Source organism: Micromonospora fluostatini (assembly GCF_050410825.1).
GTDB lineage: Bacteria > Actinomycetota > Actinomycetes > Mycobacteriales > Micromonosporaceae > Micromonospora > Micromonospora rosaria.
Genome location: NZ_CP191251.1, coordinates 6,977,825 through 7,004,758, shown reverse-complemented (window position 1 = coordinate 7,004,758; position 26,934 = coordinate 6,977,825). Strand labels below are relative to the sequence as shown.

General features: G+C 73.1%; 24 protein-coding genes. 15 read left to right on the top strand and 9 right to left on the bottom strand.

Annotated features, from left to right (window positions below; genetic code table 11):
• Positions 1 to 37: 37 nt before the first annotated feature.
• The 4 genes from ACQUFX_RS31375 to ACQUFX_RS31360 all read right to left on the bottom strand — a co-directional run bounded on the left by ACQUFX_RS31375 (position 38) and on the right by ACQUFX_RS31360 (position 4,288).
• Positions 38 to 1,597: a sensor histidine kinase gene (locus tag ACQUFX_RS31375; protein WP_428963743.1), complete on the bottom strand. Its 1,560-nt coding sequence runs from the start codon at positions 1,595 to 1,597 to the stop codon at positions 38 to 40.
• Entirely contained in the window at positions 1,594 to 2,295 is a 702-nt protein-coding gene (locus tag ACQUFX_RS31370; protein ID WP_067360587.1) for a response regulator transcription factor, read from the bottom strand. The genes ACQUFX_RS31375 and ACQUFX_RS31370 overlap by 4 nt, the downstream gene beginning before the upstream one ends.
• Positions 2,296 to 2,441: 146 nt before the next feature.
• Entirely contained in the window at positions 2,442 to 3,449 is a 1,008-nt protein-coding gene (locus ACQUFX_RS31365) for a lysophospholipid acyltransferase family protein (protein ID WP_428963742.1), read from the bottom strand.
• Between the two features lie 44 nt (positions 3,450 to 3,493).
• Positions 3,494 to 4,288 (bottom strand): GNAT family N-acetyltransferase, encoded by a 795-nt coding sequence (locus ACQUFX_RS31360; RefSeq protein ID WP_428963741.1) that lies wholly within the window; start codon positions 4,286 to 4,288, stop codon positions 3,494 to 3,496.
• 204 nt (positions 4,289 to 4,492) lie between these two features.
• Between ACQUFX_RS31360 and ACQUFX_RS31355 the strand changes: the two genes are divergently transcribed.
• The 6 genes from ACQUFX_RS31355 (at position 4,493) to ACQUFX_RS31330 (ending at position 12,556) form a co-directional block, all read left to right on the top strand.
• Positions 4,493 to 5,197: a hypothetical protein gene (locus ACQUFX_RS31355; protein ID WP_428963740.1), complete on the top strand. Its 705-nt coding sequence runs from the start codon at positions 4,493 to 4,495 to the stop codon at positions 5,195 to 5,197.
• A gap of 219 nt (positions 5,198 to 5,416) precedes the next feature.
• On the top strand, positions 5,417 to 6,355 hold the full coding sequence (locus ACQUFX_RS31350; RefSeq protein WP_428963739.1) for an ABC transporter ATP-binding protein: 939 nt from the start codon (positions 5,417 to 5,419) through the stop codon (positions 6,353 to 6,355).
• Positions 6,352 to 7,176 (top strand): ABC transporter permease, encoded by an 825-nt coding sequence (locus ACQUFX_RS31345; protein ID WP_428963738.1) that lies wholly within the window; start codon positions 6,352 to 6,354, stop codon positions 7,174 to 7,176. The genes ACQUFX_RS31350 and ACQUFX_RS31345 overlap by 4 nt, the downstream gene beginning before the upstream one ends.
• Positions 7,177 to 7,420: 244 nt before the next feature.
• Positions 7,421 to 11,206 (top strand): multifunctional oxoglutarate decarboxylase/oxoglutarate dehydrogenase thiamine pyrophosphate-binding subunit/dihydrolipoyllysine-residue succinyltransferase subunit, encoded by a 3,786-nt coding sequence (locus ACQUFX_RS31340; protein WP_428963737.1) that lies wholly within the window; start codon positions 7,421 to 7,423, stop codon positions 11,204 to 11,206.
• A gap of 79 nt (positions 11,207 to 11,285) precedes the next feature.
• The gene (locus tag ACQUFX_RS31335; protein WP_428963736.1) at positions 11,286 to 11,465 is read left to right on the top strand and encodes a DUF6104 family protein; all 180 of its coding nucleotides are present in this window, start codon (positions 11,286 to 11,288) and stop codon (positions 11,463 to 11,465) included.
• A gap of 53 nt (positions 11,466 to 11,518) precedes the next feature.
• Positions 11,519 to 12,556: a glycoside hydrolase family 6 protein gene (locus tag ACQUFX_RS31330; protein WP_428963735.1), complete on the top strand. Its 1,038-nt coding sequence runs from the start codon at positions 11,519 to 11,521 to the stop codon at positions 12,554 to 12,556.
• Between the two features lie 41 nt (positions 12,557 to 12,597).
• Here the strand turns inward: ACQUFX_RS31330 and ACQUFX_RS31325 are convergent, their stop codons facing one another.
• Complete coding sequence (locus tag ACQUFX_RS31325) at positions 12,598 to 14,868, bottom strand: bifunctional polysaccharide deacetylase/glycosyltransferase family 2 protein (protein WP_428963734.1); 2,271 nt, start codon at positions 14,866 to 14,868, stop codon at positions 12,598 to 12,600.
• On the opposite strand from ACQUFX_RS31325, the gene ACQUFX_RS31320 reads away from it, so the two are divergent.
• The 5 genes from ACQUFX_RS31320 (at position 14,860) to ACQUFX_RS31300 (ending at position 20,809) form a co-directional block, all read left to right on the top strand.
• Entirely contained in the window at positions 14,860 to 15,297 is a 438-nt protein-coding gene (locus ACQUFX_RS31320; RefSeq protein ID WP_428963733.1) for a hypothetical protein, read from the top strand. The two genes, ACQUFX_RS31325 and ACQUFX_RS31320, sit on opposite strands and share 9 nt — an antisense overlap.
• Positions 15,298 to 15,524: 227 nt before the next feature.
• Positions 15,525 to 17,603 (top strand): phosphate acetyltransferase, encoded by a 2,079-nt coding sequence (gene pta / locus ACQUFX_RS31315; protein WP_428963732.1) that lies wholly within the window; start codon positions 15,525 to 15,527, stop codon positions 17,601 to 17,603.
• The gene (locus tag ACQUFX_RS31310) at positions 17,600 to 18,715 is read left to right on the top strand and encodes an acetate/propionate family kinase (protein ID WP_428963731.1); all 1,116 of its coding nucleotides are present in this window, start codon (positions 17,600 to 17,602) and stop codon (positions 18,713 to 18,715) included. Before pta ends, ACQUFX_RS31310 begins: the two co-directional genes overlap by 4 nt.
• A 106-nt stretch (positions 18,716 to 18,821) precedes the next feature.
• Positions 18,822 to 19,727: an alpha/beta hydrolase family protein gene (locus ACQUFX_RS31305; protein ID WP_428963730.1), complete on the top strand. Its 906-nt coding sequence runs from the start codon at positions 18,822 to 18,824 to the stop codon at positions 19,725 to 19,727.
• Between the two features lie 113 nt (positions 19,728 to 19,840).
• Positions 19,841 to 20,809 carry an alpha/beta hydrolase family protein gene (locus ACQUFX_RS31300; RefSeq protein WP_428963729.1) on the top strand — a complete coding sequence of 323 codons (969 nt, stop codon included), beginning with the start codon at positions 19,841 to 19,843 and terminating at the stop codon, positions 20,807 to 20,809.
• A gap of 100 nt (positions 20,810 to 20,909) precedes the next feature.
• Here the strand turns inward: ACQUFX_RS31300 and ACQUFX_RS31295 are convergent, their stop codons facing one another.
• The 3 genes from ACQUFX_RS31295 to ACQUFX_RS31285 form a co-directional block, all read right to left on the bottom strand.
• On the bottom strand, positions 20,910 to 21,863 hold the full coding sequence (locus tag ACQUFX_RS31295; protein WP_428963728.1) for a zinc-binding dehydrogenase: 954 nt from the start codon (positions 21,861 to 21,863) through the stop codon (positions 20,910 to 20,912).
• A gap of 85 nt (positions 21,864 to 21,948) precedes the next feature.
• Positions 21,949 to 23,127 carry an NAD(P)-dependent malic enzyme gene (locus tag ACQUFX_RS31290; RefSeq protein ID WP_428963727.1) on the bottom strand — a complete coding sequence of 393 codons (1,179 nt, stop codon included), beginning with the start codon at positions 23,125 to 23,127 and terminating at the stop codon, positions 21,949 to 21,951.
• 144 nt (positions 23,128 to 23,271) lie between these two features.
• Positions 23,272 to 23,622 (bottom strand): S26 family signal peptidase, encoded by a 351-nt coding sequence (locus tag ACQUFX_RS31285; RefSeq protein WP_428963726.1) that lies wholly within the window; start codon positions 23,620 to 23,622, stop codon positions 23,272 to 23,274.
• An 85-nt stretch (positions 23,623 to 23,707) separates the two neighbouring features.
• Between ACQUFX_RS31285 and sodN the strand changes: the two genes are divergently transcribed.
• Complete coding sequence (gene sodN / locus ACQUFX_RS31280; RefSeq protein WP_428963725.1) at positions 23,708 to 24,112, top strand: superoxide dismutase, Ni; 405 nt, start codon at positions 23,708 to 23,710, stop codon at positions 24,110 to 24,112.
• 183 nt (positions 24,113 to 24,295) lie between these two features.
• Positions 24,296 to 24,700: an ATP-binding protein gene (locus ACQUFX_RS31275; RefSeq protein WP_428963724.1), complete on the top strand. Its 405-nt coding sequence runs from the start codon at positions 24,296 to 24,298 to the stop codon at positions 24,698 to 24,700.
• 102 nt (positions 24,701 to 24,802) lie between these two features.
• Here the strand turns inward: ACQUFX_RS31275 and ACQUFX_RS31270 are convergent, their stop codons facing one another.
• Positions 24,803 to 25,192, bottom strand: a complete 390-nt coding sequence (locus tag ACQUFX_RS31270) for a hypothetical protein (protein ID WP_428963723.1) — start codon at positions 25,190 to 25,192, stop codon at positions 24,803 to 24,805.
• A 43-nt stretch (positions 25,193 to 25,235) separates the two neighbouring features.
• Between ACQUFX_RS31270 and ACQUFX_RS31265 the strand changes: the two genes are divergently transcribed.
• Positions 25,236 to 26,231, top strand: coding sequence for a diacylglycerol/lipid kinase family protein (locus ACQUFX_RS31265; RefSeq protein ID WP_428963722.1), 996 nt, complete (start codon positions 25,236 to 25,238; stop codon positions 26,229 to 26,231).
• 444 nt (positions 26,232 to 26,675) lie between these two features.
• Entirely contained in the window at positions 26,676 to 26,933 is a 258-nt protein-coding gene (locus ACQUFX_RS31260; RefSeq protein ID WP_007072794.1) for a WhiB family transcriptional regulator, read from the top strand.
• Position 26,934 lies beyond the last annotated feature (1 nt).

Below are 26,934 nucleotides of genomic sequence, written 5' to 3'. Positions count from 1 at the left end.
CGACCAGCCTGGAATCGACCTGGATGTTGCCTGAAAGTCACTCCGGCTCGCCGTCGGCGTCCGGATCCAGCGGGAGCCGGACCCGGAAGGTGGCCCCGCCACCGGGGGTCTCCGCGACCTCCACGGTGCCCTGGTGCGCCGCCACCAGGGCCGCCACGATGGCCAGGCCCAGGCCGGTGCCGGTCGCCCCGTCCGCCCGGCGGGTCCGCGCGGCGTCCGCCCGGTAGAAGCGCTCGAAGACCCGTTCCGACTGCTCCGGGGAGAGCCCCGGACCGGTGTCGGCCACCTCCACCACCGCCAGGTTCCCCGGCTCGGTCCGCAGCCGCAGGGTCACCCGGGCGTCGGGCGGGGTGTGGGTGAGCGCGTTGGTCATCAGGTTGCCGATGACCTGCCGCAGCCGGGCGTCGTCGCCGAGCACCACCAACGGCCCGGAACCGGGCGCGATCTCCAGCTCGATCCGGCGGTCGGGGGCGACCGCGTGGGCGGCCTGCACCGCCTCGCTGGCCAGCACCGGCAGCTCCACCGGCACCAACGCGAGCGGGCGTTCCCGGTCCAGCCGGGCCAGCAGCAGCAGATCCTCCACGAGCAACCCCATCCGGGCCGCCTCGTCCTCGATCCGGCGCAGCAGGCCGGCGGTCTGCTCCGGGTTGCGGGCCGCACCCTGCCGGTACAGCTCGGCGAAGCCCCGGATGGTGGTCAGCGGGGTCCGCAGCTCGTGCGAGGCGTCCGCGACGAACTGCCGCATCCGCTCCTCGGAGCGGCGGGCCCGGGTCTCGGACGCCTGCGCGGCCAGGGCCGCGTCCCGGGCCCCCGCCTCGGCGGAGCGCGCGGCGATCTCCGAGGCGGCCCGCGCGGTGAAGGCCGCCTCGATCTGGGCGAGCATCACGTTCAGCGCCCGGGAGAGCCGCCCCAGCTCACTGGTGGCGTACGGCTGCCCCTCCTCCGGGTCGGGCACCCGGCGGCTGAGGTCGCCCCCGGCGATCGCGGCGGCGGTCTGTTCGATCTCCACCAGCGGCTTCAGGCTGGTCCGCACGATCGCCGCGCCGATCGAGGCGAGCAGCACCAGCACCGCCCCGCCGACCAGCAGGTCGATCCAGACCAGCCGTGCCACCGCCCGGTCCACGTCGGTCAGCGGCTGGCCGACCACGACGGCCTGCTCCCCCGGCAGGTCGACCAGGATCATCCGCCAGCGGCTGTGGCCGTCCCGGGCCGACTCGGTGAACGGCTCACCCTCCGGGCGGCCGAACCCCTCCGGGGTGGTCGGCCAGTACGGCAGGTCGTCCGGCTGGAAGCTGGGCTCGTAGTAGTACGGGTCGACCAGGCCGCCGCCGCGGTAGACCAGCATCAGGTTGTCGCTGGGCAGGCCGACCTTCGCGGACGCGCCGGGCGGCAGGTCCTCCACGGCCCGCGCGACCGTGCCCCGGAAACCGGTCAGCTCGCTGTCCACCTGGTCGACCAGGTAGCTGCGCAGGAAGAACGTGGTCGACACGCTGATCACCAGCAGCGCGGCGGCGACCAGGGTGAGCACCGAGGCGACGAGCTTGACCCGCAGCGGTACCGCGCGCAGTCGCCCCTTCGCCTGGTCGACGGCGTTCACGCCGCCGGCTTGCGCAGTACGTACCCGACCCCCCGCAGCGTATGGATCAGCCGGGGCTGGGTGTTGTCGACCTTGCGGCGCAGGTACGAGATGTACGACTCGACGATGTTGTCGTCACCGCGGAAGTCGTAGTTCCAGACGTGGTCCAGGATCTGCGCCTTGGACAGCACCCGGTTCGCGTTGAGCATCAGGTACCGCAGCAGCTTGAACTCGGTCGGCGAGAGCTGCACCCGCTGGCCGGCCCGGTGCACCTCGTGGGTCTCCTCGTCCAACTCCAGGTCGGCGAAGGTGAGCCGGGACGGGGCGTGCTCGCCGGTGCTGGTGCGCCGCAGCACCGCCCGGATCCGCGCGGTCAACTCCTCCAGGCTGAACGGCTTGGTGACGTAGTCGTCGCCGCCCAGGGTGAGCCCACGGATCTTGTCGTCGGTGGCGTCCCGGGCGGTCAGGAAGACCACCGGGGTCCGGGTACCGCCCTCGCGCATCATCCGGATGACCTCGAAGCCGTCCAGGTCGGGCAGCATCACGTCGAGCACCACCAGGTCGGGGCGGTGGTCCTTGGCGGCGGTCAGCGCCGCGCTGCCGCTGGTCGCGGTCGCCACGTCGAAGCCCGCGAACCGTAGGCTCGCGGAGAGCAGTTCGAGGATGTTGGGATCGTCCTCGACGACGAGCAGTCGCGCCTCGGTCTGGGTAGCGGCCATGGCGTCATCATGCGGGACCCGGCTTCGACCCCGCTGGGCGGTACCTGGAAACACGCTGAGAAAACCTGTGCCCCACCAGCGCGGTCCCTGAGCGCGGCTCACCGCGGCTGTGGGCCTGCTCAATCGCCTTTCCCGGGCGGTCCCCCTCAGGCGGCGAGGCCGAGATCCGGTGGCGCCGTGGCCGGTGCCCGGGGTCGGGCGGGTGCCGGGTGCACCGCCGACTCGGCGAGGCGGGCGAGGGAGCGACGGTCGGCGTCCCGGGCGGGGTGCAGGGCGGCGGTGACGGTCACCGTGACCGTCAGGTCCCGGGCCGCCACCACCCGCCGGACCGACCGCCACAGGGTCTCGTCGCCGAGAAAGGCCGCCGCGCTGGCCCCGTTGACACCCCTGCTGCCGGTACTGGTGCTGCTGCCGCTGGGGCCGGGGCCGACGGGCCCGCCGGAGCCCTGGCCGTACTCGATCCGCAGTGGCACCACCGGCGCCCCGGTCTCGATCGCCGCCTGGAACATGGCCGGCCGGAACCCGCCGGGCGGCCGGCACCCGGCCCCTGCCTCCCGACCCGGCCGGTGGCCGGCATCCCGACCCGGCCGCTGCCCGCTGTCCCCCCGCCCGCCGCACCAGGTCGTCCCCTCTGGGAAGACCGCGACCGGGTGACCGGCCCGCAGCGTCGCGGCGACCTGGTGGACCGTCGCCGGCAGGGCGCGCGGCCGGGACCGGTCCACCGAGACCGTGCCGGCGGCGACGGTGAGCAGCCCGACCAGCGGCCAGCGCCGGACCTCCCGCTTCGCCACCATCCTGGCCGGCGCGGTGGCCAGCAGGGCCACCACGTCCAGCCAGGAGATGTGGTTGGCGACCAGGAGGGCCCGCCGCCGGGGCAGCCGCCCGGTCACCGTCAGGCGCACCCCGAGCGCCCGCAGCAGCCCCCGGGACCAGCGTCGCACGGCGGTGCGGCCCGTCTCGGCCGGCAGCAGCGGCAGCACGGCGGCCAGCCCGATCCCGGCCAGCAGGGCCACCAGCGCGGCGGCGAACCGGCCGAGCCGCCGCGCCACCGGAACCGAGCCGGCCCCCGTGCCCGTGCCGGCGGCGGTGGGATCCGGCAGGCACCACGGCCCGCACCCCGAGCGGGGCCGCCACAGGTCGTCGGCGCGGCTCACCGCCCGGCCGTCGGCGTGGCCCCTCACTGGGCCGTCGGCGCGGCTCACCGCTCGGCCCCACCGAGGAAGTGCCGCAGGTGACGCGGGTTCATCCGGTCGAGGGTGAACAGCACGTAGAAGTCGGCGACCCGGAAGTCCGGGTCGTACGCCGGCTCGCCGCCGATCCAGGCCCCGAGCCGGAGGTATCCGCGCAGCAGCGGCGGCACCAGCGACCCGGCGCGGGCCAACGGGGCGGCGTCGGCCGGGGCCGGGCCGGGCCGGACCCCGGCGGCCGGCTCGGCGTACCAGGGGCGCAGCGGGCGTACCCGCAGGGCCGGCGGGGCCAGGTGACCGGCCTGTGCGCGGGCCCAGACCTCGGCGACGGCCCGACCGCCGTCGTCGACCGGCACCGAGGCGCAGCCGCCGAGCCAGCGGGATCCGCGCAGGTGCAGGTACCGGGTGATGCCCGCCCACATCAGGTTGATCACCGCGCCGGAGCGGTGGTCGGGGTGCACGCAGGAGCGGCCCGCCTCGACCAGGTCGTCGCGGAGCGGGGCGAGCGGGGTCAGGTCGAACTCCGACTCGGCGTAGCGGCGACCGGTACGCCCCGGCGGGAGCAACCGGTAGGTGCCGACCACGTCACCGGTGCGCTCCTGGACGACGATCAGATGGTCGCAGTGGGCGTCGAGATCGTCGACGTCGAGCCCGGGGACGTCGGGGCGCAGGGTGGCGCCCAGTTCGGTGGCGAACACCTCGTGACGCAGACGTTGGGCAGCCGCGACCTGGGTCGGGTCGCCGGCGATCAGCAGGGTGTATCCGCTGGTCGTCAGGGGTGCGCCAGCGGCATGCAGGACAGCCATGGGACCTGTGTAGGTGGCCCGGATGGACAACGGCTCCGGCGATCGGTGTCGATCCGGTGAACGCCGGCCGGCGGGGTCGGTGCACCCGTACGGGACAGTCCGCCCAGGCGGGACGGGCGGCCCGGACGGGCCCGTCCGTCCCGGCGTGACAGGCTGCGCGGACGGTCCGGCGACGGGGCCGGACCGGGACGCGACGGAGGAAAGATGATCATCGAGCGGCGGTACGTCGGTCCACCCGACTCGGGCAACGGCGGCTGGAGCGCCGCCCGGTTCGCGGCGGCGGTCGGCGGTGAACCGGTCGATGGTGAAGCGATCGGTGGTGACGCGGCCGGCAGCGGCGGGGGTGCGGTCGAGGTGACGTTGCGTCGGCCGGTTCCGGTGGAGACCCCGCTGACCGCCGTCGGCGGCGAGATCCACGACCCGGCCGGTCTCGTGGTCGCCGAGGTACGCCCGGCGGTGGAGCCGCCCCCGGTGGTCGAGCCGGTGGACCCGGCGGTGGCCCGGGCCGCCTCGGCGGCGTACCCGGGGCTGCTCCACCACCCCTTCCCGGGCTGCTACGTCTGCGGCCCGGCCCACCCGGACGGGCTGCGGATCTATCCGGGGCGGCTGCCGGACGGGCGGACCGCCGCCCCGTTCCTGGTCCCCGCCGACGTCAGCGTCGCCACGGTCTGGGCCGCGCTGGACTGCCCCGGTGGCTGGACGGTGCTCGGCCCCGGCCGTCCGTACGTGCTGGGCCGGATCACCGCGCGGGTGACCGCGCTGCCCCGGCCCGGTGACGAGTGCGTGGTGACCGGTCGGGCCGGCGACGTCGCGGGCCGCAAGGCGCAGGTGTACTCCAGCCTGTACGGCCCGACCGGCACGCTGCTCGGGCACGCGCGGGCGACCTGGATCGCCCTGCCCGCCGGGTGAGCACCGCCACGTGATCTCCTTCCTCAGGAGGACCGGGGCGGGTCTCCTCCTGCCGAAGGCGGAGATGGATCTCCCGACCGCGCCTGATTGATTCGGCCCCCCGCACCGGTCAGGCTGGTCCGGCACCCTGCCGAGTGTCCCTGGAGGGATCACCGGCGCGGCGGTGCGTCCCAGCGTGATCATCCGGCGCAACGGTGCGCCCAGCAGGAGAGGAGCGAGATGTCTGACGGGCAGCGGAGCCCCACCACCGGAAGCGGTCAGATCGTGGTGTCCGGCCTGACGAAGCAGTACAAGAACGTTCGGGCGGTCAACGATCTGTCCTTCACCGTCGAACCGGGGCGGGTGACCGGCTTCCTGGGCCCGAACGGCGCCGGCAAGACCACCACGCTGCGGATGCTGCTGAACCTGGTCACCCCGACCGCCGGTTCGGCCACCATCGGCGGCCGGCGGTACGCCGACCTGACCGACCCGCTGCGGCACGTGGGCGCGGTGCTGGAGGCGTCCAGCGCGCACAAGGGACGTACCGGCATCAACCACCTGCGGGTGATCGCCGCCGCCGCCGGACTGCCGAAGCACCGGGCCGACGAGGTGCTGGCCATGGTCGGGCTGACCCCGGCCGCGAAGCGCAAGTTCAAGGGGTACTCCCTGGGCATGAAGCAGCGGCTGGGCATCGCCGCCGCGATGCTCGGTGACCCCCGGGTGCTGGTGCTCGACGAGCCGGCCAACGGTCTGGACCCGGAGGGCATCCGGTGGATGCGCGGGTTCCTCAAGACGCTCGCCAGCGAGGGGCGCACGGTGCTGGTCTCCAGCCACCTGCTCTCGGAGATGCAGCTCCTCGCCGACGACGTGGTCATCATCGCGGCCGGGCAGTTGGTCCGGCAGGGTCCGGTCGCCCAGGTGCTCGGGTCGATGACCCAGAGCGCCCGGGTCCGGGTCCGTACCCCCCAGGCGACCGAGCTGGCGAAGGCGCTGCGGGAGCAGTCCGCCGTCGTCGAGGTGGACCCGCAGGGCGCCCTGCTGGTCGCCGGGGTGGACGCCGCGACGGTCGGGCGCGCCGCCCTCGCCGTCCAGGCGGAGCTGCACGAACTCACCACGGAACGCCCCGACCTGGAAGGGGTCTTCCTGGAGCTGACGGCCGGGAAGGCGGGCATCCGATGAACCTCGTCCGATCCGAGCTGCTCAAGATCCGTACCACGGCCGCCTGGCTCTGGATGGCCCTGGGGGCGCTGCTGGCGGTGGTCCTGGCCTTCGCCGTCAACGCCTGGCTCGCCCACACCACCCTCACCGGGGACGCCGACATGCTGGGGCTGCCCCCGGAGGAGATGGCGGCCCAGCAGGACGTGGTCGGGCAGGCCGCCAACCTCTACACCTCGGGCCAGTACTTCGGGCTGCTCTTCGTGATGCTCATCGGTGTCCTGATGGTCACCAACGAGTTCTTCCACCAGACGGCCACCACGACCTTCCTCTCCACCCCGAAGCGCACCAGCGTGATCCTCAGCAAGCTGGTCGCGGCGAGCCTGATCGGGTTCGGCTTCTGGCTGGTGACGTCGATCATCAACCTGGTGGCCGGGGCGATCTTCATGAGCGTCGCCGACTTCGGCACCCAGCTCGGCGAGTGGGAGGTGCAGCGGGCCTTCCTGTTCAACCTGCTGGCGTACATGATCTGGACGATCCTGGGCATCGGGGTCGGCAGCCTGATCACCAACCAGATCGGGGCGGTGGTCACCTCGGCGGTGGTCTACCTGATCGGCACCCAGGTGGCCAGCGTCTTCTTCTTCCTGCTCAGTAGCTGGCTGGACAGTGAGGCCGTGCTGAAGTGGCAGGTGGTGCTCCCCTCGGTCGCCTCCACGGTCATGGTCAACAGCATCGAGTCGCCGATGCTGCCGGCCTGGTGGGTGGGGGCCCTGGTGCTGGTCGGCTACGCGGTGGTCACCGGCGTCGCCGGCATCCTGATCACCCGTAAGCGGGACATCTCCTGACCGGTACCTCCGCAGCGCGCCGGCCGGGCCCTCGGGCCCGGCCGGTGTCGTTTACCAGGAGTCGGCCGACCACGGAGCGTTTCGTGAACTTCTGGCATCTTCTGTGAAACCGGCCACGGGTCGGAGGCAGAAATGCCTGCGGGAGTCGTACGGCGTAGCCTGGTGACTGTCGCGTGCCCCCGATTCGGGCGGCAACGGACACCGCGTGACATACGAACCCGCGTGAAAGAGGCGATTACCGGCCGTGTCGACCCAGCAAACCTCGCAGGAGAACCCACTGGCGGGTTTCGGCCCGAACGAGTGGATCGTCGAAGAGATGTACCACCGTTACCTCGCCGATCCCAGCAGCGTCGACCCGGCCTGGCACGACTTCTTCGCCGACTACCGGCCCGGCGCCGACGGCACCAAGGGTCAGCCGGAGACGCCCGCCGGCACCCGCCCCGCCCCGACGAAGACCGCCCCCGGCGCCGAGCAGAAGCCGGCCCCGGCGAAGAGCGCGCCGGCCACGCAGGCCCCGGCCACGACGGCGCCGGCCGCCGCCCGGGCCGCCCCGGCCAAGGAGGCGCCCGTCAAGGAGGCACCGGCCAAGGCACCGGCGAAGCAGGCCGCGCCCGCCAAGACCGTCGCCGCCAAGACCGCCCCGGCCAAGCCGGCCCCGGCGAAGCCGACCGTGACCGGCCCGCAGACCACCCCGCTGCGCGGGGTCGCCGCGAAGATCGTCCAGAACATGGACGCCTCGCTGACCGTGCCGACCGCGACCAGCGTCCGCGCCGTCCCGGCCAAGCTCCTGGTGGACAACCGGATCGTGATCAACAACCACCTCGCCCGGGGGCGCGGTGGCAAGGTGAGCTTCACCCACCTGATCGGGTACGCGATGGTCCGGGCGCTGGTCGAGCACCCGGAGATGAACAACTCCTTCGCCGAGGTCGACGGCAAGCCGACGCTGGTCCGCCCGGCGAACGTGAACCTGGGCATCGCCATCGACCTGGCCAAGCCGGACGGCAGCCGCACCCTGGTGGTCCCCTCCATCAAGGGCTGCGAGCAGATGGACTTCCGGCAGTTCTGGCAGGCGTACGAGGACGTGGTCCGGCGCGCCCGCAAGAACGAGCTGACCATGGAGGACTACTCCGGCACCACCATCTCGCTGACCAACCCGGGCGGCATCGGCACGGTGCACTCGATCCCCCGGCTGATGACCGGGCAGAGCGCCATCATCGGCGTCGGCGCGATGGAGTACCCGGCGCCGTACCAGGGCATGAGCGAGGCGACCCTGGCCGAGCTGGCGGTCAGCAAGATCATCACGCTGACCAGCACGTACGACCACCGGATCGTGCAGGGCGCGCAGTCCGGCGAGTTCCTCAAGGTGATGCACGAGCTGATCCTGGGCGAGCGCGGGTTCTACGACCAGATCTTCACCTCGCTGCGCATCCCGTACGAGCCGGTGCGCTGGATGCGGGACGTGGCGGTCAACTCCGAGGGGCAGATCAACAAGACCGCCCGGGTGCACGAGCTGATCCACGCGTACCGGGTGCGCGGCCACCTGATGGCCGACACCGACCCGCTGGAGTTCAAGATCCGCAAGCACCCGGACCTGGACGTCCTCCAGCACGGGCTGACCCTGTGGGACCTGGACCGCGAGTTCCCGGTGAACGGCTTCGCCGGCAAGCGGCGGATGAAGCTGCGCGAGATCCTCGGCGTGCTGCGTGACTCGTACTGCCGCCGGGTCGGCGTGGAGTACATGCACATCCAGGACCCGGAGGAGCGGCGCTGGATCCAGGAGCGGATCGAGCTCAAGTACGAGAAGCCGGCGGTCGACGAGCAGAAGCACGTGCTCAACCGGCTCAACGCCGCCGAGGCGTTCGAGACCTTCCTGCAGACCAAGTACGTCGGCCAGAAGCGGTTCTCGCTGGAGGGCGGCGAGTCGCTGATCCCGCTGCTCGGCGAGGTGCTGGAGGCCGCCGCCGAGGGCGGGCTGGACGAGGTCGTCATCGGCATGGCCCACCGGGGCCGGCTCAACGTGCTGGCCAACATCGTCGGCAAGCCGTACGAGAAGATCTTCTCGGAGTTCGAGGGGCACCTGGACCCGCGCTCGACGCAGGGCTCCGGCGACGTGAAGTACCACCTCGGCCAGAACGGCAAGTTCACCACCCCGGACGGCGACAGCTCGGTCAAGGTCTCGGTGGTGGCGAACCCGTCGCACCTGGAGGCCGTCGACCCGGTGCTGGAGGGCATCGTCCGGGCCAAGCAGGACCGGATCGACCTCAAGCTGGAGGGGTACACCGTGCTGCCGCTGGCGGTGCACGGGGACGCCGCCTTCGCCGGCCAGGGCGTGGTCGCCGAGACGCTGAACCTCTCCCAGCTCCGGGGGTACCGCACCGGCGGCACCGTCCACGTGGTGGTCAACAACCAGGTCGGTTTCACCACCGCCCCGGAGTACTCGCGGTCCAGCCTCTACAGCACCGACGTGGCCCGGATGATCCAGGCGCCGATCTTCCACGTCAACGGGGACGACCCCGAGGCCGTGGTCCGGGTCGCCCGGCTGGCCTTCGAGTACCGGCAGACGTTCAACAAGGACGTCGTGATCGACATGGTCTGCTACCGGCGGCGCGGGCACAACGAGGGCGACGACCCGTCGATGTCCAACCCCCAGATGTACAAGATCATCGACTCGAAGCGGTCGGTCCGCAAGCTCTACACCGAGGAGCTGATCGGGCGGGGTGACATCACCGTGGAGGACGCCGAGGAACTGCTGCGGGACTACCAGGCGCAACTGGAGCGGGTCTTCAAGGCCACCCGGGACGCCGCCTCGGTGCCCAAGCAGCCGGACCGCCAGCACCCCGGGGTGCAGCCGGAGCCGGCGGTGGAGACTGCGACCAGCGCCGAGGTGATCAAGGCGATCGGCGCGGCGCACGTCAACCTGCCCGAGGGCTTCACCCCGCACAAGCGGATCCAGCAACTGCTCGACCGGCGGGCCAAGATGTCCACCGAGGGCGCCATCGACTGGGGCTTCGGCGAGATCATCGCGTTCGGCGCGCTGCTGAACGACGGGGTCACCGTCCGGCTCGCCGGGCAGGACTCCCGCCGGGGCACGTTCGTGCAGCGGCACGCCTCGATCGTGGACGCCGAGACCGGCGACGACTACCTGCCGCTCAAGTCGCTCACCGCCGACGGCGAGCGGTCCCGGTTCTTCGTGCACGACTCGCTGCTCAGCGAGTACGCGGCGATGGGCTTCGAGTACGGCTACTCGGTCGAGAACATCAACGCGCTGGTCTGCTGGGAGGCCCAGTTCGGCGACTTCGTCAACGGCGCCCAGTCGGTGATCGACGAGTTCATCTCCTCCGGCGAGGTGAAGTGGGGCCAGCGCTCCGCCGTCACCCTGCTGTTGCCGCACGGCCACGAGGGACAGGGCCCGGACCACACCTCCGGTCGCCCCGAGCGGTTCCTCCAGATGTGCGCCGAGGACAACATGCGGGTGGCCGTGCCGAGCACCCCGGCGAACTACTTCCACCTGCTGCGCCGCCAGGCCCTGTCGCCCAAGCGCAAGCCGCTGGTGGTGTTCACGCCGAAGTCGCTGCTGCGGCACCGGCTCTGCGTCTCCTCGGTGGAGGACTTCACCACCGGCACCTTCCAGCCGGTGCTGGCCGACACCGCCGCGCCGCCGGCCGAGCAGGTGAAGCGGGTGCTGCTCTGCTCGGGCAAGGTCTACTACGACCTGCTCCAGGCCCGCCAGGAGCGGGGCGTCACGGACACCGCGATCGTCCGGATCGAGCAGCTCTACCCGCTGCCGGTGGAGGAGATCCGGGCCGCCCTCGGCGGGTACCCGAACGCGGACGACTTCGCCTGGGTGCAGGAGGAGCCGGCCAACCAGGGTGCCTGGTCGTTCGTCGCGCTCAACCTGCTGGAGCACCTCAGCGAGGTCCGGCTGCGGCGCATCTCGCGCCCGGCCGCCGCCGCCCCGGCGGTCGGCTCGGCGAAGATGCACGAGGTCGAGCAGACCGCGCTGATCGACGCGGCGCTGCCGCGTCCCTGACCGACGAGAAACCCGCCCCTGGGGCAGACCGACCGGCGACGGTACGGTCTGCCCCAGCGGCCTGTCGAGGAGACCCACGATGTACTTCACCGACCGTGGCATCGAGGAGTTGGTCCAGCGCCGGGGCGACGAGCAGGTCACCCTGGAGTGGATCGGCGAGCGGCTGCGTGACTTCGTCGACCTGAACCCCGAGTTCGAGACCCCGGTCGAACGCTTCGCCACCTGGCTGGCCCGCCTCGACGACCCCGACGACGAGTAGACCGGCTGGTGGTCCCGTACCCGGCTGGCCGGGCACCGGGTACCGTGTCGGCCGTGCCCCCTCTCCGCTCCGTGCGCCGACGGTCCGCCCTGCTCAGCGGCCTGGTGCTGACCCTGCTGGCGGCCGGCTGCGGCCAGGCGGCAGCGGAGGGCCCCGACGGCACCACCCCCCGCACCCCGGCTGCGGCGGTGCCGCTGCCCCCGGTCTTCTACGTCGATCCGGAGAGCGCGGCGGCCGGCCAGGTCGCCCGGTGGGAACGGGCGCAGCGGGCCAGCGACGCGGCGGCGCTGCGCCGGATCAGCACCCGGCCGACCGCGCGGTGGCTGGTCGGCGGCTCCGACGCGGTCGGTGCCGAGGTCGCGGAGTACCTGACCGGGGCGAGCCGCGCCGGCCAGACCCCGGTGCTGGTCACGCACAACCTGCCGCAGCGTGACTGCGGCCGGCAGTGGTACGGGGGCGCCGAGAGCGCCGAGGCGTACCAGGCCTGGATCCGGGAACTGGCCAGCGGCGTACGGGGCCGCCCGGTGACGGTCATCCTCGAACCGGGCGCGGTCCCGGACGCGGTCGACGAGTGCGTCGACGACGTCGACGGTCGGTTGGCGCTGCTGCGGGACGCGGTCACGGTGCTCAAGAGCACCGGCAGCGCCCGGGTCTACCTGGACGCCGGGCACCCCGGCTGGGTGCAGGACACCACCGAACTGGCGGCGGTGCTGCGCCGGGCCGGCGTCGCCGAGGCCGACGGCTTCGCGCTCAACGTCGCCAACTTCGTCGGCACGACCGAGAACGTGACGTACGGTCACCGGATCTCCGACGCGCTGGGCGGCGCGGCCACCTTCGTGATCGACACCAGCCGCAACGGCAACGGCGCGCACCCGGCCAGGACCGTGCGCGGCGCGCCGAGCTGGTGCAACCCGCCGGGACGGGCGCTCGGCGCGGAGCCCACCGCCGAGACCGGCCTGGACCGGGTCGACGCGCTGCTCTGGATCAAGTACCCGGGCGAGTCCGACGGCGCCTGCCGTCCCGGTGAGCCGGAGATCGGCGTCTGGTGGCCCGAGTACGCCCTCGGCCTCGCCGAACGCGCCACCACCTAGCTACCCGCCCCGGCCGCCCCGGCGTGCGATCCCCCAGGGCGTCAGGGGCCGCCGACCCGGGCGGCGGGACGGCCCCCGGTGCCGGTGGCGCTGTCCAGGCCGGTCCGGCGCAGCTTCTGCCACCCCAGGCGGCCCCCGGTCAGGGCGGTGACCACCGACTGGAGCAGCACGAGGTACATCAGTTGCCGGTAGACGAACTGCTGCAACGGCAGCACCCAGAGGACGCCCAGTTTCTCCCGGTCCAGCCGGAACGCCACGATCGCGGTGAGGAACTGGAGCCCGAGCATCGCCAGCCAGGCCAGCGCCGTCTCGGTCCGGTCCAGGAAGATCAGGCCGTACAGGGCGAGCAGGTCGATGACCGGGGCGGTCAGCGGGAGCACCACCCCGAACAGGGTCAGGAACGTCAGGCAGCGGCGACTGAACCGGCCCGAGGCGCCCTTGTCGAGCACCGAGCGACGGTGCTTCCACATCGCCTGCATGGTGCCGTAGCTCCAGCGGTAGCGCTGCTTCCACAACTGACCGAGGCTGGCCGGCGCCTCGGTCCAGGCGCGGGCCCCCTCCTCGTACACCACCTTCCAGCCGGAGCGCCCGAGGGCCATGGTGATGTCGGTGTCCTCGGCCAGGGTCTCGTCGGTCATCCCCCCGGCGTACTCCAGGGCCTCCCGCCGGAACGCGCCGATCGCGCCGGGGATGGTGGGCATGCACCGCAGCGTCTCGTAGAGCCGGCGGTCGAGGTTGAAGCCGATGACGTACTCGATGTGCTGCCACTTGGCGATCATGCTGCGCCGGTTGCCCACCTTGACGTTCCCGGCGACCGCCCCCACCTGCGGGTCCCCGAAGGGCTGGACCAGGCGGCGGACCGCGTCGGGCTCGAAGACGGTGTCCCCGTCGACCATGACGATCAGGTCGTGCCGGGCCAGGGCGACGCCGGTGTTCAACGCGCTCGGCTTGCCGCCGTTCGGCTTGCGCACCACCCGGACGTTCGGCAGGCCGAGGCCGGCGGCGATGTCGGCGGTACCGTCGGTCGAGCCGTCGTCGACGACGACCACCTCGATCCCGCCGGGATGGTCCCCGGTGGCCAGCGAGCGGACCGCCGCCGCGATGCCCTCCTTCTCGTTGTAGGCGGGCACGATCACCGAGACCGGCGCGGTGACCGGCGGCCCCCAGGCGAAGTCCCGGCGACGGCGCTTACGGGCGTGTCGCAGGGCCAGCACGAACAGCAGCAGCGTCCGGCCGATGGTGAGCACCCCGACGAGCACGAAGAGGATGCCGAAGAGGACGAAGGTGAAGTCGGCGGCGCGGACCGCCATGACGAGCATCTGCCCGCGCCAGCGCTCCCCGGCCGTCGCCGGCACCGGGCCGGCCACGGGCGCGGAGACCCCGGCCTCGGCCAGCGCCAGGTTCAGCCCGCCGCTGACCGTGGTGAAGGTGTACCCGCGCTCCTTCATCATCGGGATGTACCGGTCCAGCGCCTCGACCGTCTGGGACCGGTCGCCGCCGGAGTCGTGCCAGAGCGTGACCGCCCCGGAGTAGCCCGGCGGGACGGTCCGCTCGATCATGCCGTCCGGGCCCTGCCGCTCCCAGTCCCGGCTGTCCAGGTCGTTGACCACGGTCAGGTAGCCGAGTTCGCCGGCCTGTCGCAGCAGCGGCCAGTCCTGGTTGACGAAGGCGTCCGACCGGGACGAGTACGGGAACCGCAGCAGGTTGGTCCGGACGCCGGTGGCCCCGGCGATGGCGAGCTGGGTCTGGGTGTACTCCAGCCGGCGCTGCCAGCCGGGGATCTCGGTGAGGTGCGGGTGGGTGAACGTGTGCACGCCGAGTTCGTGACCGTTGGCCACCAGGTCACGGACCAGGCCGGGCTGCCGGACGACCTGGTTGCCGAGGACGAAGAAGGTGCCGGGCACCTGGTGCTTGTCCAGCACCCGCATCACCTCGGGGGTCCAGCGCTCGTCCGGGCCGTCGTCGAAGGTGAGCACGACGGTACGGGCCGGCAGCCGGTACGACTGGGGGCGGTCGGCGGTGGTGTTGACGATCGGTCCGCCGGTCAGGATCTCGTCCGGTACCTCGCCCTGGCCGCTGCCGGTGGTGTTCTCCGCCCGGTAGTCGGGGATGAACGACCCGTTGGCGTACGCCTCGACGAAGAGGATGCCGCCGAGCAGGACGAAGACCATCGCGTAGATGGCCCAGCTCGGACGGGGCACGTAGCGCCGGGCACGGGCCGCCGCGCCGGGGCGGGCGTGGTGCCGGGGCCGGTCGGGGATGCGGGAGGGGGCCTGGTGTCCCGGTCGGCCGGGCGGGTACGGGTGGCTCATCAGGGGGCGGGTGCGTCGATCGGGGTGGTCGGCTCCTCGGACGGCGACAGCGTGGGCGCCGGGCTGGTCGGTGCCGGGCTGCTCGCCGGCGGGCTGCTCGCCGGGCTCCGCGACGGTGTGCCGCTGGGCCGGCTGCTGGCCGGCGGCGTCGTCGGGGACGGGCCCGGGGCGGGGCTGGTCGAGGTCGCGCCGGCGGAGGGCGCGGTGGAGCGGCTGGGCGTGGGCTGCGGCGGGGGCGCGACCCGGGTGGGTGACGGGGAGGCCGTGGCGGACGGCGAGGGGCTTGCCGCCGGTGCGGCCGAGGGCGGCTGCCACTGCTCCTCGACCGGTTCGACGAAGGGAATGATCGTCTCGGGGCGGACCGGGCCCCCGGCGAAGCTGACCCCGACCATCGCGGTGTACGCCACCCCCGCCAGGCCGAGGAAGTAGGCGGTGCGGCGCAGCCACCGCCGCCGTCGCCCGCTCGGATCGACGAAGACGGGGGGTGGCTCAGGTGCGACAGGAATGATCTGTGTTGGTCCCTCCACCTGGGCGAGTGTAAAGGCGAATAACGTTCACCTTCTCCCCCATGTGTCCCGTCTGACAAGGGAAAACGGCTGTTACCACCCAGAGCTGGTTGCCGGCTGACAATCAACTGGACCTAGTAGGTTGGCCGGGTGGCCCGCAGCGTCTACCTCACCAGCGTCGGTTCCGGCGGAGGAAAGTCGACGATCGCGCTCGGTCTCGCCGAGCTGCTCTCCCGACAGGTCGAGCGGATCGGGGTGTTCCGGCCGCTGGTCTCGGGAAACCGCCCCGACCCCATCCTCTCCCTGCTCCGCGACCGCTACCGCGTGGACGGTACCCCCGACGACCTGGCCGGGACCACATATGCCGAGGCCACGGCCCTGGTCGCGGACGGACGGCGGGAAGAATTGATCTCCCGGGTGGTCCAGCGGTACCGAACGGTCGAGCGGCGGTGCCCGGCCGTCGTGGTGGTGGGTAGCGACTTCGCCGACTCCGGTGACGGCGCGGCCCCCCGCGAGCTGGCCTTCAACGCCCGGCTCGCCACCGAGTTCGGCAGCGTCGTGGTGCCGGTCGTCGACGGGTACGGCCAGTCGCCGGAGGCGATCGCGGCGGCGGCGCGCGGGGCGTACCACGACCTGGTGGACCTGGGCGCGACGGTGCTGGCGGTGATCGCCAACCGGGTGCCCGAGACGATGGGCGCCATGCCCGAGCTGCCGGTGCCGGCGTACGCGATCCCCGAGGTGCCGACCGTGTCGGCGCCGACGGTGGCCGAGGTGGCCGCGGCGCTCGGCGCGACCCTGCTCGCCGGGGACGACGCCGCGCTCGGCCGGGACGTGCTCGACTACGTCGTCGGCGCGGCGCACGTGCCGACCCTGCTGGACCACCTCACCGACGGCTGCCTGGTGATCACCCCCGGCGACCGGGACGACCTGCTGGTGGCGGCGAGCGCCGCGCACGTGGCCGGCCAGGTCTCGGTGGCCGGGCTGGTGCTCACCCTCGGTGAGCAGCCGGACGCGCGGGCGATGCGGCTGGTCGAGCGGCTGAACACCGGGCTGGCGGTGCTCAGCGTGCCCAGCGACAGCTACGACACGGTGGCCGCGTCCAGCCGGATCGAGGGGCGGCCCAGCGCGGCCAACCCGCGCAAGGTGGAGGCCGCGCTCGGCGCCTTCGAGGCCAACGTGGACACCGACGACCTGGCCCGCCGGCTGGCGGTCAGCCGGTCGGAACGGGTCACCCCGATGATGTTCGAGTACGACCTGATCGACCGGGCCCGGACGCAGCGCCGGCACCTGGTGCTGCCGGAGGGGTCCGAGGAGCGGATCCTGCGCGCGGCGGAGATCCTGCTGCGCCGGGGCGTGGCCGACCTCACCCTGCTCGGCCGCCCCGACGACGTCGCCCGGCGCACCCGGGAACTGGGCATCGACATCGGTGGGGCCACCGTGGTCGACCCGGCGACCAGCCCGTGGCGCGAGGAGTTCACCGAGGCGTACGCGAAGCTGCGCGCCCACCGGGGCGTCACCGCCGAACTGGCCCACGACATCGTGGCCCAGCCGAACTACTTCGGCACGATGATGGTGCAGGCCGGGTACGCCGACGGGATGGTCTCCGGGGCCACCCACACCACCGCCGCCACCATCCGCCCCGCCTTCGAGATCATCCGTACCGTGCCGGGGCTCTCGGTCGCCTCCAGCGTCTTCTTCATGCTGCTCGCCGACCGGGTGCTGGTCTACGGCGACTGCGCGGTCAACCCCGACCCGGACGCCGCCCAGCTCGCCGACATCGCCACCTCCTCGGCCGACACCGCCGCCCGGTTCGGCATCGAGCCCCGGGTCGCGATGCTGTCGTACTCCACCGGCAGCTCCGGCGCCGGGGCGGACGTGGAGAAGGTCGCGGCGGCCACCGCGCTGGTCCGCGAGCGCCGGCCCGACCTGCTGGTCGAGGGCCCGATCCAGTACGACGCGGCGATCGACGCGCAGGTCGCGGCGACGAAGCTGCCGGACAGCCCGGTCGCCGGCCGGGCCACCGTCTTCGTCTTCCCGGACCTGAACACCGGCAACAACACGTACAAGGCGGTGCAGCGCTCGGCCGGCGCGGTCGCCGTCGGCCCGGTCATGCAGGGCCTGAACCGCCCGGTCAACGACCTGTCCCGGGGCGCGACCGTGCCCGACATCGTCAACACGGTGGCGATCACCGCCATCCAGGCCGCCGCCAGCGGGGAGGTGTCGTCGTGAGTCGGGTGCTGGTGCTCAACTCCGGGTCGTCGTCGGTGAAGTACCGGCTGTACGACGGGGAGTCGGTGACCGACCGGGGCACCGTCGAGCGGATCGGTGAGCCGGGCGGCGGGCCGGCCGACCACGCCACGGCGGTCCGGGAGATCCTCGCCCGGCTGGACCTCACCGGCCTGGTGGCGGTCGGGCACCGGGTGGTGCACGGCGGCCGGCGGTTCAGCGCGCCGGTGCTCGTCGACGACGCGGTGCTGGCCGGCATCGAGGAACTGGTGCCGCTCGCCCCGCTGCACAACCCGGCGAACCTGGCCGGCATCGTCGAGGCGCGGCGGGTGCTGCCGGACGTGCCGCAGGTGGCGGTCTTCGACACCGCGTTCCACCACACCCTGCCCGAGGCCGCCGCCACGTACGCCATCGACCGCGAGGTCGCCCGGCGGTACGACATCCGCCGGTACGGCTTCCACGGCACCTCGCACGGGTACGTCTCCCGGCGCACCGCCGACCTGCTCGGCCGCCCGTACGCCGAACTGCACACCATCACCCTGCACCTGGGCAACGGCGCCAGCGCGTGTGCGGTCGCCGGCGGGCGCAGCGTGGCCACCTCGATGGGCATGTCCCCGCTCGAAGGGCTGGTCATGGGCACCCGCAGCGGCGACCTGGACCCGACCGTCGTCTTCCACCTGCGCCGCGAGGGCGGGCTCGGCGTCGACGAGATCGACGACCTGCTCAACCACCGCAGCGGGCTGCTCGGGCTGACCGGGGCCAACGACATGCGGGAGGTGCTGGCCCGACGGCAGGCCGGCGACCCGGCCGCCACCCTCGCCTTCGACGTGTACTGCCGCCGGATCACCGGCTACGTCGGGGCGTACTACGCCCTGCTCGGCCGGGTCGACGCGGTCACCTTCACCGCCGGGGTGGGTGAACACGCCGCCGAGGTCCGGGCCGCGGCGCTGGCCGGGCTGGACCGGCTGGGCATCGCGGTCGACCCGGCGCGCAACGCCGGCCACGGGGACCGGGTGATCTCGCCGGCCGGCGCGGAGGTGGCGGTCTGCGTGATCGGCACCGACGAGGAGTTGGAGATCGCCCTGCAGACCCGCGCCGTGGTCGCCGCCGCCTGACCCGGCGACCCGGGTCCGCTCCGGCAGGCAGTTCCGGCCGGGTGGGTGAGGGCAGCCGACCCGGAAGGTGGGAACGCGCGACCGGCCCCGGCTCTACCGTGAAACGATGGGGGTCACCCGGCTGGTCGCGATCCTGCTGACGGCACTGCTGTCGGCCGGCTGCGCGACGACCGCGACCACGCCCGGCGGGGCACCGCCGACGTCGCGGGCGCCCGGGGGAGCGTACGCCGTCGGCGTGCGTACGCTCACCCTCGACCCCACCTCCGAACGGCCCCTGCCGCTGACCGTCTGGTACCCGGCCGACGGGGCCGAGGTGGCCGACGGGCGGTTCCCGGTGGTCGTCTACAGCCACGGCCTGCACAGCCTGCCCGAACTGCACGCCGCGCTGACCACCCGGTGGGCCGCCGCCGGGTTCGTGGTGGCCGCCCCCACCTACCCGCACACCAACCGCCACGCCGCCCGGTTCACCCGGGCCGACGTCCGGCACCAGCCGGCCGACGGCTGGCGGGTGATCCGGCACCTGGTCCGCCTGGACGCCCGCCGGGGCGACCCGCTGGCCGGGCACCTGGACACCCGGCGGATCGCCGCCGCCGGGCACTCGGCGGGCGGCTTCACCACCGCCGGCATGTTCGCCGCCGGGCACCACGCCCGGCTGCGCGCCGGCATCGTCATCGCCGGGGGCGCGCTGGCCGGCAGCTTCGCCGGCCCCGACCGGCCGGTCCTGTTCGTGCACGGCACGGCGGACCCGATCGTCCCGGTCACCGCCGGTCGCGCCGCCTACCAGCGGGTACGCGGACCGTCGGCGTTCCTCGGCCTGCTCGGCCAGGGCCACGGCGAGTACCTGAACCCCGGACGGCCGGGCTTCGTGCAGGTGCTGGCGACCACCACCGACTTCCTGCGCTGGACGCTCTACGGGGACGCGGCGGCGGGTCGACGGCTTTCCGCCGGCGCCCGGCTGCCCGGGGTGACCACCTTCGAGAACCGCCTCGACCCGGCCGGCCCGACCGGCTGACGCCGCACCCCGGGCGCACCGCCGGAAGCGGGTACGCGACCCGGGGTGAGCCGCTGTCGACGCTGCGCCGACGCCGGGCCGGCGGTCCGCCCCGGCAGGGCACAATCGGAGCCATGCTCGCCCGCCGTACCCTCGCCGTGTTGACCAGCGCCGTCCTGACCGCCGGGGTGGTGGGCTGCGCGGACACCGAGCCGCAGGGTTCACCGGCCGCCCCGGCCGAACCGTCGACGGCGGCGGCCACCCCGAGCCCCCGGGTCTCCGCCGGTACCGCCCCCACCCGCGGTCACGCCGTCGGCGTACGCCAGCTCCGGCTGAACCGGGACGGCGACCGCGCCCTGCCGACCACCCTCTGGTACCCGGCCCGGGGTGATGCCGGCGACGCCCCGCGACGGGGGGCGACCGCCGCGACCGGCCGGTTCCCGGTGGTGGTGTTCAGCCACGGCCTGGGCGCCCGGCCGGACGACTACGCGGCGCTGCTGACCCGCTGGGCCGCCGCCGGCTTCGTGGTCGCCGCCCCGACCTTCCCGCGCACCGGTCGCGGCGGCGACGGCAACGTGCTGGACGTGCTCAACCAGCCGGCCGACGTGTCGTACGTGCTGGACGAGGTGCTGGCGCTCGACGACGCCGACGGCGACCCGCTGCGCGGCCGGCTGGACACCGACCGGGTGGCGGCGGCCGGGCACTCCGCCGGTGGGGTGACCACCATCGGGCTCTTCACCGCCGGCCGCGACGACCGGCTCGGCGCCGGGGTGGTCTTCGCCGGTAGCGCCCTGGGCGTGGGTACCGCCTTCGCCGGGGCCGCCGCCCCGCAACTGTTCGTGCACGGCGAACTGGACGAGGTGGTCGAGTACGCGGCCGGCAGGGCGGCGTACGACCGGGTGCCCTGGCCGAAGGCGATGCTCAGCCTGCCGGACGGCGACCACGGGCGCGGCCTGCTCGCCGACGGCGCCACCCTGCGGGTGGTGTCGGACACCACTGTCGGGTTCCTCCGCTGGTCCCTGTACGGCGACCCGGCCGCGAAGCGCCGGATGACCGCCGACGCCACCCGCGGCGGCCTCGCCACCCTCGACGACCGCCTGTAAGGAAGGGCCCCCTTTTAACGCATACGGTAGAGAGGGGAACCCTTCTCACACCCACGGCGCGGAGCGCGCCCGACGCCTCAGGCGGGGCGCGCCCCGACGCTCAGGCGGTGTGGTCGACGACCAGCTTGCCGAAGACGGTCCCGGCGTGCAGCTGGGCGAAGGCGTCCCCGATCCGGCTGAACGGGACCACGCTGTCGACCACCGGCCGGACCTTCCGCTCGGCGCAGAAGGCAAGCAGGTCGCGCAGCTCGTCGGGGGTGCCCATCGAGGTACCCACGATCTCCAGCTGCATGGCGAAGACCCGGCGCAGGTTGACCGTCGGCTCGTGCCCGGCGGTGGCCCCGGAGACGACGATCCGGGCCATCGGCGCGGCCGACTTCAGCGAGTGGTCGAAGGTGGCCGCGCCGACCGTCTCGACCACCACGTCGACCCGCTCCGGCAGCCGGGCGCCGGGCTCGACCGCGGTGGCCCCCAGCTCGGCGATCCGCGCCCGCTTGGCGGCGTCACGGCTGGTCGCGTACACCCTCTTGCCCATCGCGACGGCCAGCGCCACGGCGGCGGTGGCCACCCCGCCGCCCGCGCCCTGCACCAGCACCGCGTCGGCGTCATCCACCCGGCCCTTGGTGGTGAGCATCCGCCAGGCGGTCAACCAGGCCGTGGGCAGGCACGCCGCGTCGGTCAGCGACATCCCCGCCGGCAGCGGCAGCAGGTTCGACCGGGGTACGGCGACCCGCTCGGCGAAGGTACCCGGGAAGTGCTCGGAGAGGATCGAGATCCCCCGGGGGTCGCCCGGGTCGGCGATCAGCGGGTAGACCACCACCTCGTTGCCGTCCGGGTCGATACCGGCGGCGTCGCAGCCGAGGATCATCGGGAGCCGGTCGGCGGGCAGCCCCACGCCGCGCAGCGACCAGATGTCGTGGTGGTTCAGCGAGCTGGCCCGGACCTGCACGGTCACCCAGTCGTCGTCAGGGTGGACGGGTTCGGGCTGCTCCCCCACGGTCAGCGCGGCGAGCGGGTTGTCGGCGTCGGTCCGGGAGGCGAAGGCGGCACGCATGGTCCGGACCGTAACAAGGATGGCGGGTGTTAAGAAGGGGCCCCTCCTCTACCGAACAGGTTAAGAAGGGGCCCTTCCTTGCACCTCAGGCGCGGGCGACGCCGGCGCGGCGGGCGGCGTCGGCGACCGCCTCGGCCACCGCCGGGGCGACCCGGGGGTCCAGCGGGGAGGGGACGATGGCGTCCGGGGCCAGCTCGCCGTCGACCACGGCGGCGATCGCGTCGGCGGCGGCCACCTTCATGGTGTCGGTGATCGTGGTGGCGCGGGCGGCCAGCGCCCCCTGGAAGACGCCGGGGAAGGCCAGCACGTTGTTGATCTGGTTGGGGTGGTCGCTGCGCCCGGTGGCGACCACCGCGACGTGCCGGGCGGCCACCTGGGGGTCCACCTCGGGGGTCGGGTTGGCCAGGGCGAAGACGATGCCGCCGGGGGCCATCCCGGCCACCGCCGCCTCCGGGATCCGGCCGCCGGAGACGCCGACCAGGACGTCGGCGCCGCGGAGCGCCTCGGTGACGTCCCCGGTACGGCCCTCGGCGTTGGTGGTGGCGGCCAGGTCGGCCTTGGTACCGGTGAGGCCGTCCCGGTGCCGGCCGAGGATGCCCCGCGAGTCGCAGACCACCACCCGCTGCGGGTCGACGCCCCCGGCGACCAGCATCCGGGTGACCGCGACCCCGGCCGCGCCCGCACCGCTGACCGCCACCCGCAGGTCACCGAGCTTGCGGTTGAGCAGGGTCGCGGCGTTGCGCAACGCGGCGAGCACGACGATCGCGGTGCCGTGCTGGTCGTCGTGGAAGACCGGGATGTCGAGCGCCTCGTCGAGCCGGCGTTCGATCTCGAAGCAGCGGGGCGCGCTGATGTCCTCCAGGTTGATCCCGCCGAAGGAGGGGGCGAACGCGGTGACCGTGGCGACGATCTCGTCCACGTCCTGGGTGTCGAGGCAGACGGGGACGGCGTCGATCCCGCCGAACTGCTTGAAGAGCACCGCCTTGCCCTCCATCACGGGCAGGGCGGCCCGGGGGCCGATGTTGCCCAGGCCGAGGACGGCGGACCCGTCGGTCACCACGGCGACGGTGTGCGACACCCAGGTGTAGTCGTCGACGAGGGCGGGGTCGGCGGCGATGGCCTCGCAGACCCGGGCCACGCCGGGGGTGTAGGCCAGGGAGAGGTCGTCCCGACTGGTGAGGGGGACCGTCGAGGCGACGGCGAGCTTGCCGCCGACGTGCAGGCGGAAGACGGGATCAGCGGGGTCCACGGTGGACGAAGGCATGGTGACTCCAGGATCTGTCGAGCAGATTTGGGGCGGGCCGGCGCGGGCACGAAGGTGAGGCGGCGAGCGGCGGCGCGCGGTACGGGGGTCACCCGGACACCAGCCGAGCATAGTGTCAGCAGCGGAAGCAGGTTGTGAGGAGGGTCATACCGGGGGTCGGGCGAGCCGCCCCGGGCGGGGCCAGTAGCGCAGCAGCACCCGCCCCTGGACGTCCGCCACCCCGTACGTTCGGGAGTCGTCGGTGACCAGGTCGTTGTCGCCGCGTACCCACCAGCCGCCGTCCTGGGCGCGGACCGCGCGCTTGACCACCAGCAACTCGGGGCGGGTGCGGAAGACCGCCAGCACGACGTCGCCGGGGCGGACCGGCCGGCCACCGCGCCGCACCAGCACCGCGTCGCCGTGGCGCAGCGTCGGGGACATGGAGGGCCCGGTCACCAGGACGGGCAGCAGCAGCCCCCGCAGCCGGGGCGCGAAGTCGCCGTCGTCGGCCCGCATCCGGGTTTCACCTCCGCCCCGCCGGGGAGCATCTCCAGGAGTAATGTCGGCTTGGATCATCGCAAACGTCCCATGGAGGAACCCGATGCGACTTCCGCGCATCCTTGCGCCCCGCGTGACCGCCAGCGCCCACTGCGACCTGCCGTGCGGCGTGTACGACCCGGCGCAGGCCCGGATCGAGGCCGAGTCGGTCAAGGCGATCTGTGAGAAGTACCAGGCGAACACCGACCCCGAGTTCCGGACCCGGGCCATCCTGATCAAGGAGCAGCGGGCCGACCTGGTCAAGCACCACCTGTGGGTGCTGTGGACCGACTACTTCAAGCCCACCCACTTCGAGAAGTACCCGCACCTGCACCAGCTCTTCAACGAGGCCACCAAGCTGGCCGGCGCGGCCGGCGCCAAGGGCGCGACCGACCCGACCAAGGCCGACGAGCTGCTGTCGAAGATCGACGAGATCTCCAAGATCTTCTGGGAGACCAAGCAGGCGTGAGCCTCGCTCGCGGCTCGGACGATCCGGCCGGCGTGCCCTGGGGGCGCGCCGGCCGTCGTCGTCCCGCCCCCGGTGGGCAGGCCCTCGGGGGCTGCCGTCCCACGCGGCGAAACCGCCGCAGGTGACCGTCGCCACGCGGTTCGGCGACCGACCGGGTAGAGTCCCCGACCGGGGGGATGAGGTGTGACTCAACTGACCGGGCAGCCAGTGACCGACGACGACATCGTGCACCTCACCGTGCCTGCGGACGGGGGCTACCTCGGGGTGCTCCGGACCGCCACCGCCGGCCTCGCGGCGCGGCTCCAGTTCGCCCTCGACGAGATCGAGGACCTGCGGATCGCGGTCGACGAGGCGTGCGCCATGCTGCTCGCCATCGCCACCCGCGACGCCGAGTTGGAGTGCCGGTTCACGGTGACCGACGACGCGCTGACCGTGGAGGTCACCGTCCCGACGGTGCGCGGTGCGTCGTTGCCGTCGGAGTCGTCCTTCGCCTGGAAGGTGCTCACCGCGCTCACCACCGCCGCCGCCGCGCAGGCGGCCGACGGCCGGGCCACCATCTCGCTGCTGACCCGGCGCGGCGGCTACTGACCCCGGCGGCCGCGGCCCGCCGCCGGCCGCTCTCGACCGCCGCTGCCGACCGCCGCCGGTCGGGACGGTGGGGCCGGTCGGTCCAGGCCGCCGCAGCGCCGGTCAGTCGAAGCCGAGGGCCCGGTTCGTGGGGGTGCTCACCAGCAGCGCGCAGACCCCGAGACCGAGGGCGATCAGCGGCACCCCCAGCCAGCCCAGCCCGCCCTGGATCATGAACCAGCCCACCGGCAGGAGCATCAACTGCAGCACGATGGCCGGTGCGCGGGCGCCGGCCCGACGCCGGGCCAACGCCGAGCCCAGGGCCCAGAGCGCGACGGCGCCGCCGACCGCGAACGCGGTCACCAGCAGCGCCGTGGGAAGGTCGGTGGCGGTGGCGGTGAGATCGGCCCAGACCAGCCACGCGGCGACCAGCCCGAGCGCGACCGCCTGCCCGTGGAGCAACCGCGAGGCCCACCGGAGGGTGCCGGGCAGCGCGTCGGAGTCGATGGTCACTCGGGCCACGATACCCAAGTCGGGTCGCGGTACAGTGCCGCCCATGCGGGCCGTCCTGGTGGTCAATCCGAAGGCCACCACCACCAGCGAACGCAGCCGGGACGTCCTGGTCCGGGCGCTGCGCAGTGAGGTCGACCTCTCGGTGCGGTACACCCGTCGGCGCGGCCACGCGGCGGACATCGCCAGAGAGGCAGCCGACCAGGAAGTCGACGTCGTCGTCACCCTGGGTGGGGACGGCACGGTCAACGAGGTGGTGAACGGCCTGATGGCCGCCCGGGTCGCCGCCGCTCCGGACGGGACGACACCCGGTCCGGGCCGGCCCGACGACGCCGACCCGTCCGGGCCGGCCCTCGCCGATCGGCTGCCCGCCCTGGCCACCGTGCCGGGCGGCTCGACCAACGTCTTCGCCCGCGCCCTCGGGCTGCCCCGGGAGTGGCCGGACAGCACCAGCATGATCCTGGAGGGCCTGCGGCTCGGCCGGCACCGCACGATCGGCCTGGGCCGCGCCGACGACCGGTACTTCACCTTCTGCGCCGGCTTCGGCTTCGACGCCGCGGTCATCCACCGGGTGGAGCAGGCCCGTCGCAAGGGCCGGGTCTCCACTCCCGGGCTCTATTTGCGCTCGATGCTCCAGCAGTACGTCGTGGGTACGGAGCGTCGCCATCCGGCGATCACGGTGGAGCGGCCGGGCGAGGAGGCCGAGGCGGATCTCGCCACCGTCATCGTGCAGAACACCGCGCCGTGGACGTACGTCGGCGACCGGGAGGTCAACCCGAACCCGGCGGCGTCGTTCGATCTGGGGCTCGATCTGCTCGCCCTGCGGCGACTACGGGTCGCCGGTACGACACGCACGGTGACACAGTTCCTCTCCCAGCAGCCCGATCCGCACGGCCGACAGGTGCTCAGGTTGCACGATCTGGCGGAGTTCACGCTGGTCTCGGCGCGCCCGCAGGCGTTCCAACTAGATGGGGACTACCTTGGCGAGCGGGAGAAAGTTAGATTCACATCCGTTCCGGCCGCACTGAGAGTAATCTGTTAGGTCCCGGGTACAGCCCTTGGTCGACGCGGTAACCCACCGCATCGACGCGGTGGCCGCCACACCGGGAGGACAGGTGCCGGAAATGTCGACCATGTCACGAAGACCGTACTATATTGACCCAGTACTGTTACACGCCGGGTAATCAGGACGCCCTCAAACCCGGACATAGGGGTCGTGAGCTTGCTCACCGCCCGGAGTTTTTCCCAGCACCACCCTTGACATTGCGTGAGTTCGTGAAAGTATTCACAAGCGAACTTGAGTTACCGGGAACGCACCCGGACAGGCTCGGCACCTGAGCCGTCCCCGCAGGTCCCGGCAACCCGACAGGCTTGCTCACGCATTGCCGAATTGATGGACGCGAACCGTCACCAACGGCACTGCGGATGCATAAAGAAAAAGCACAAGCGTCACTGCCACCCATCCAGAATGAGGAGTGTTGCCGCCATGGACTGGCGTCACCATGCTGTCTGCCGCGACGAGGACCCGGAGCTGTTCTTCCCGATCGGGACGTCTGGGCCGGCTCTCCTGCAGGTCGAGCAGGCCAAGGCCGTCTGCCGGCGCTGCTCCGTGACCGACCAGTGCCTCCAGTGGGCACTGGAGTCCGGTCAGGACGCTGGCGTCTGGGGTGGAATGAGCGAGGAGGAGCGGCGCGCCGTCAAGCGCCGCGGTGGCCTCCGGGTGCTTCGCGCTCACTCCGCCTGAT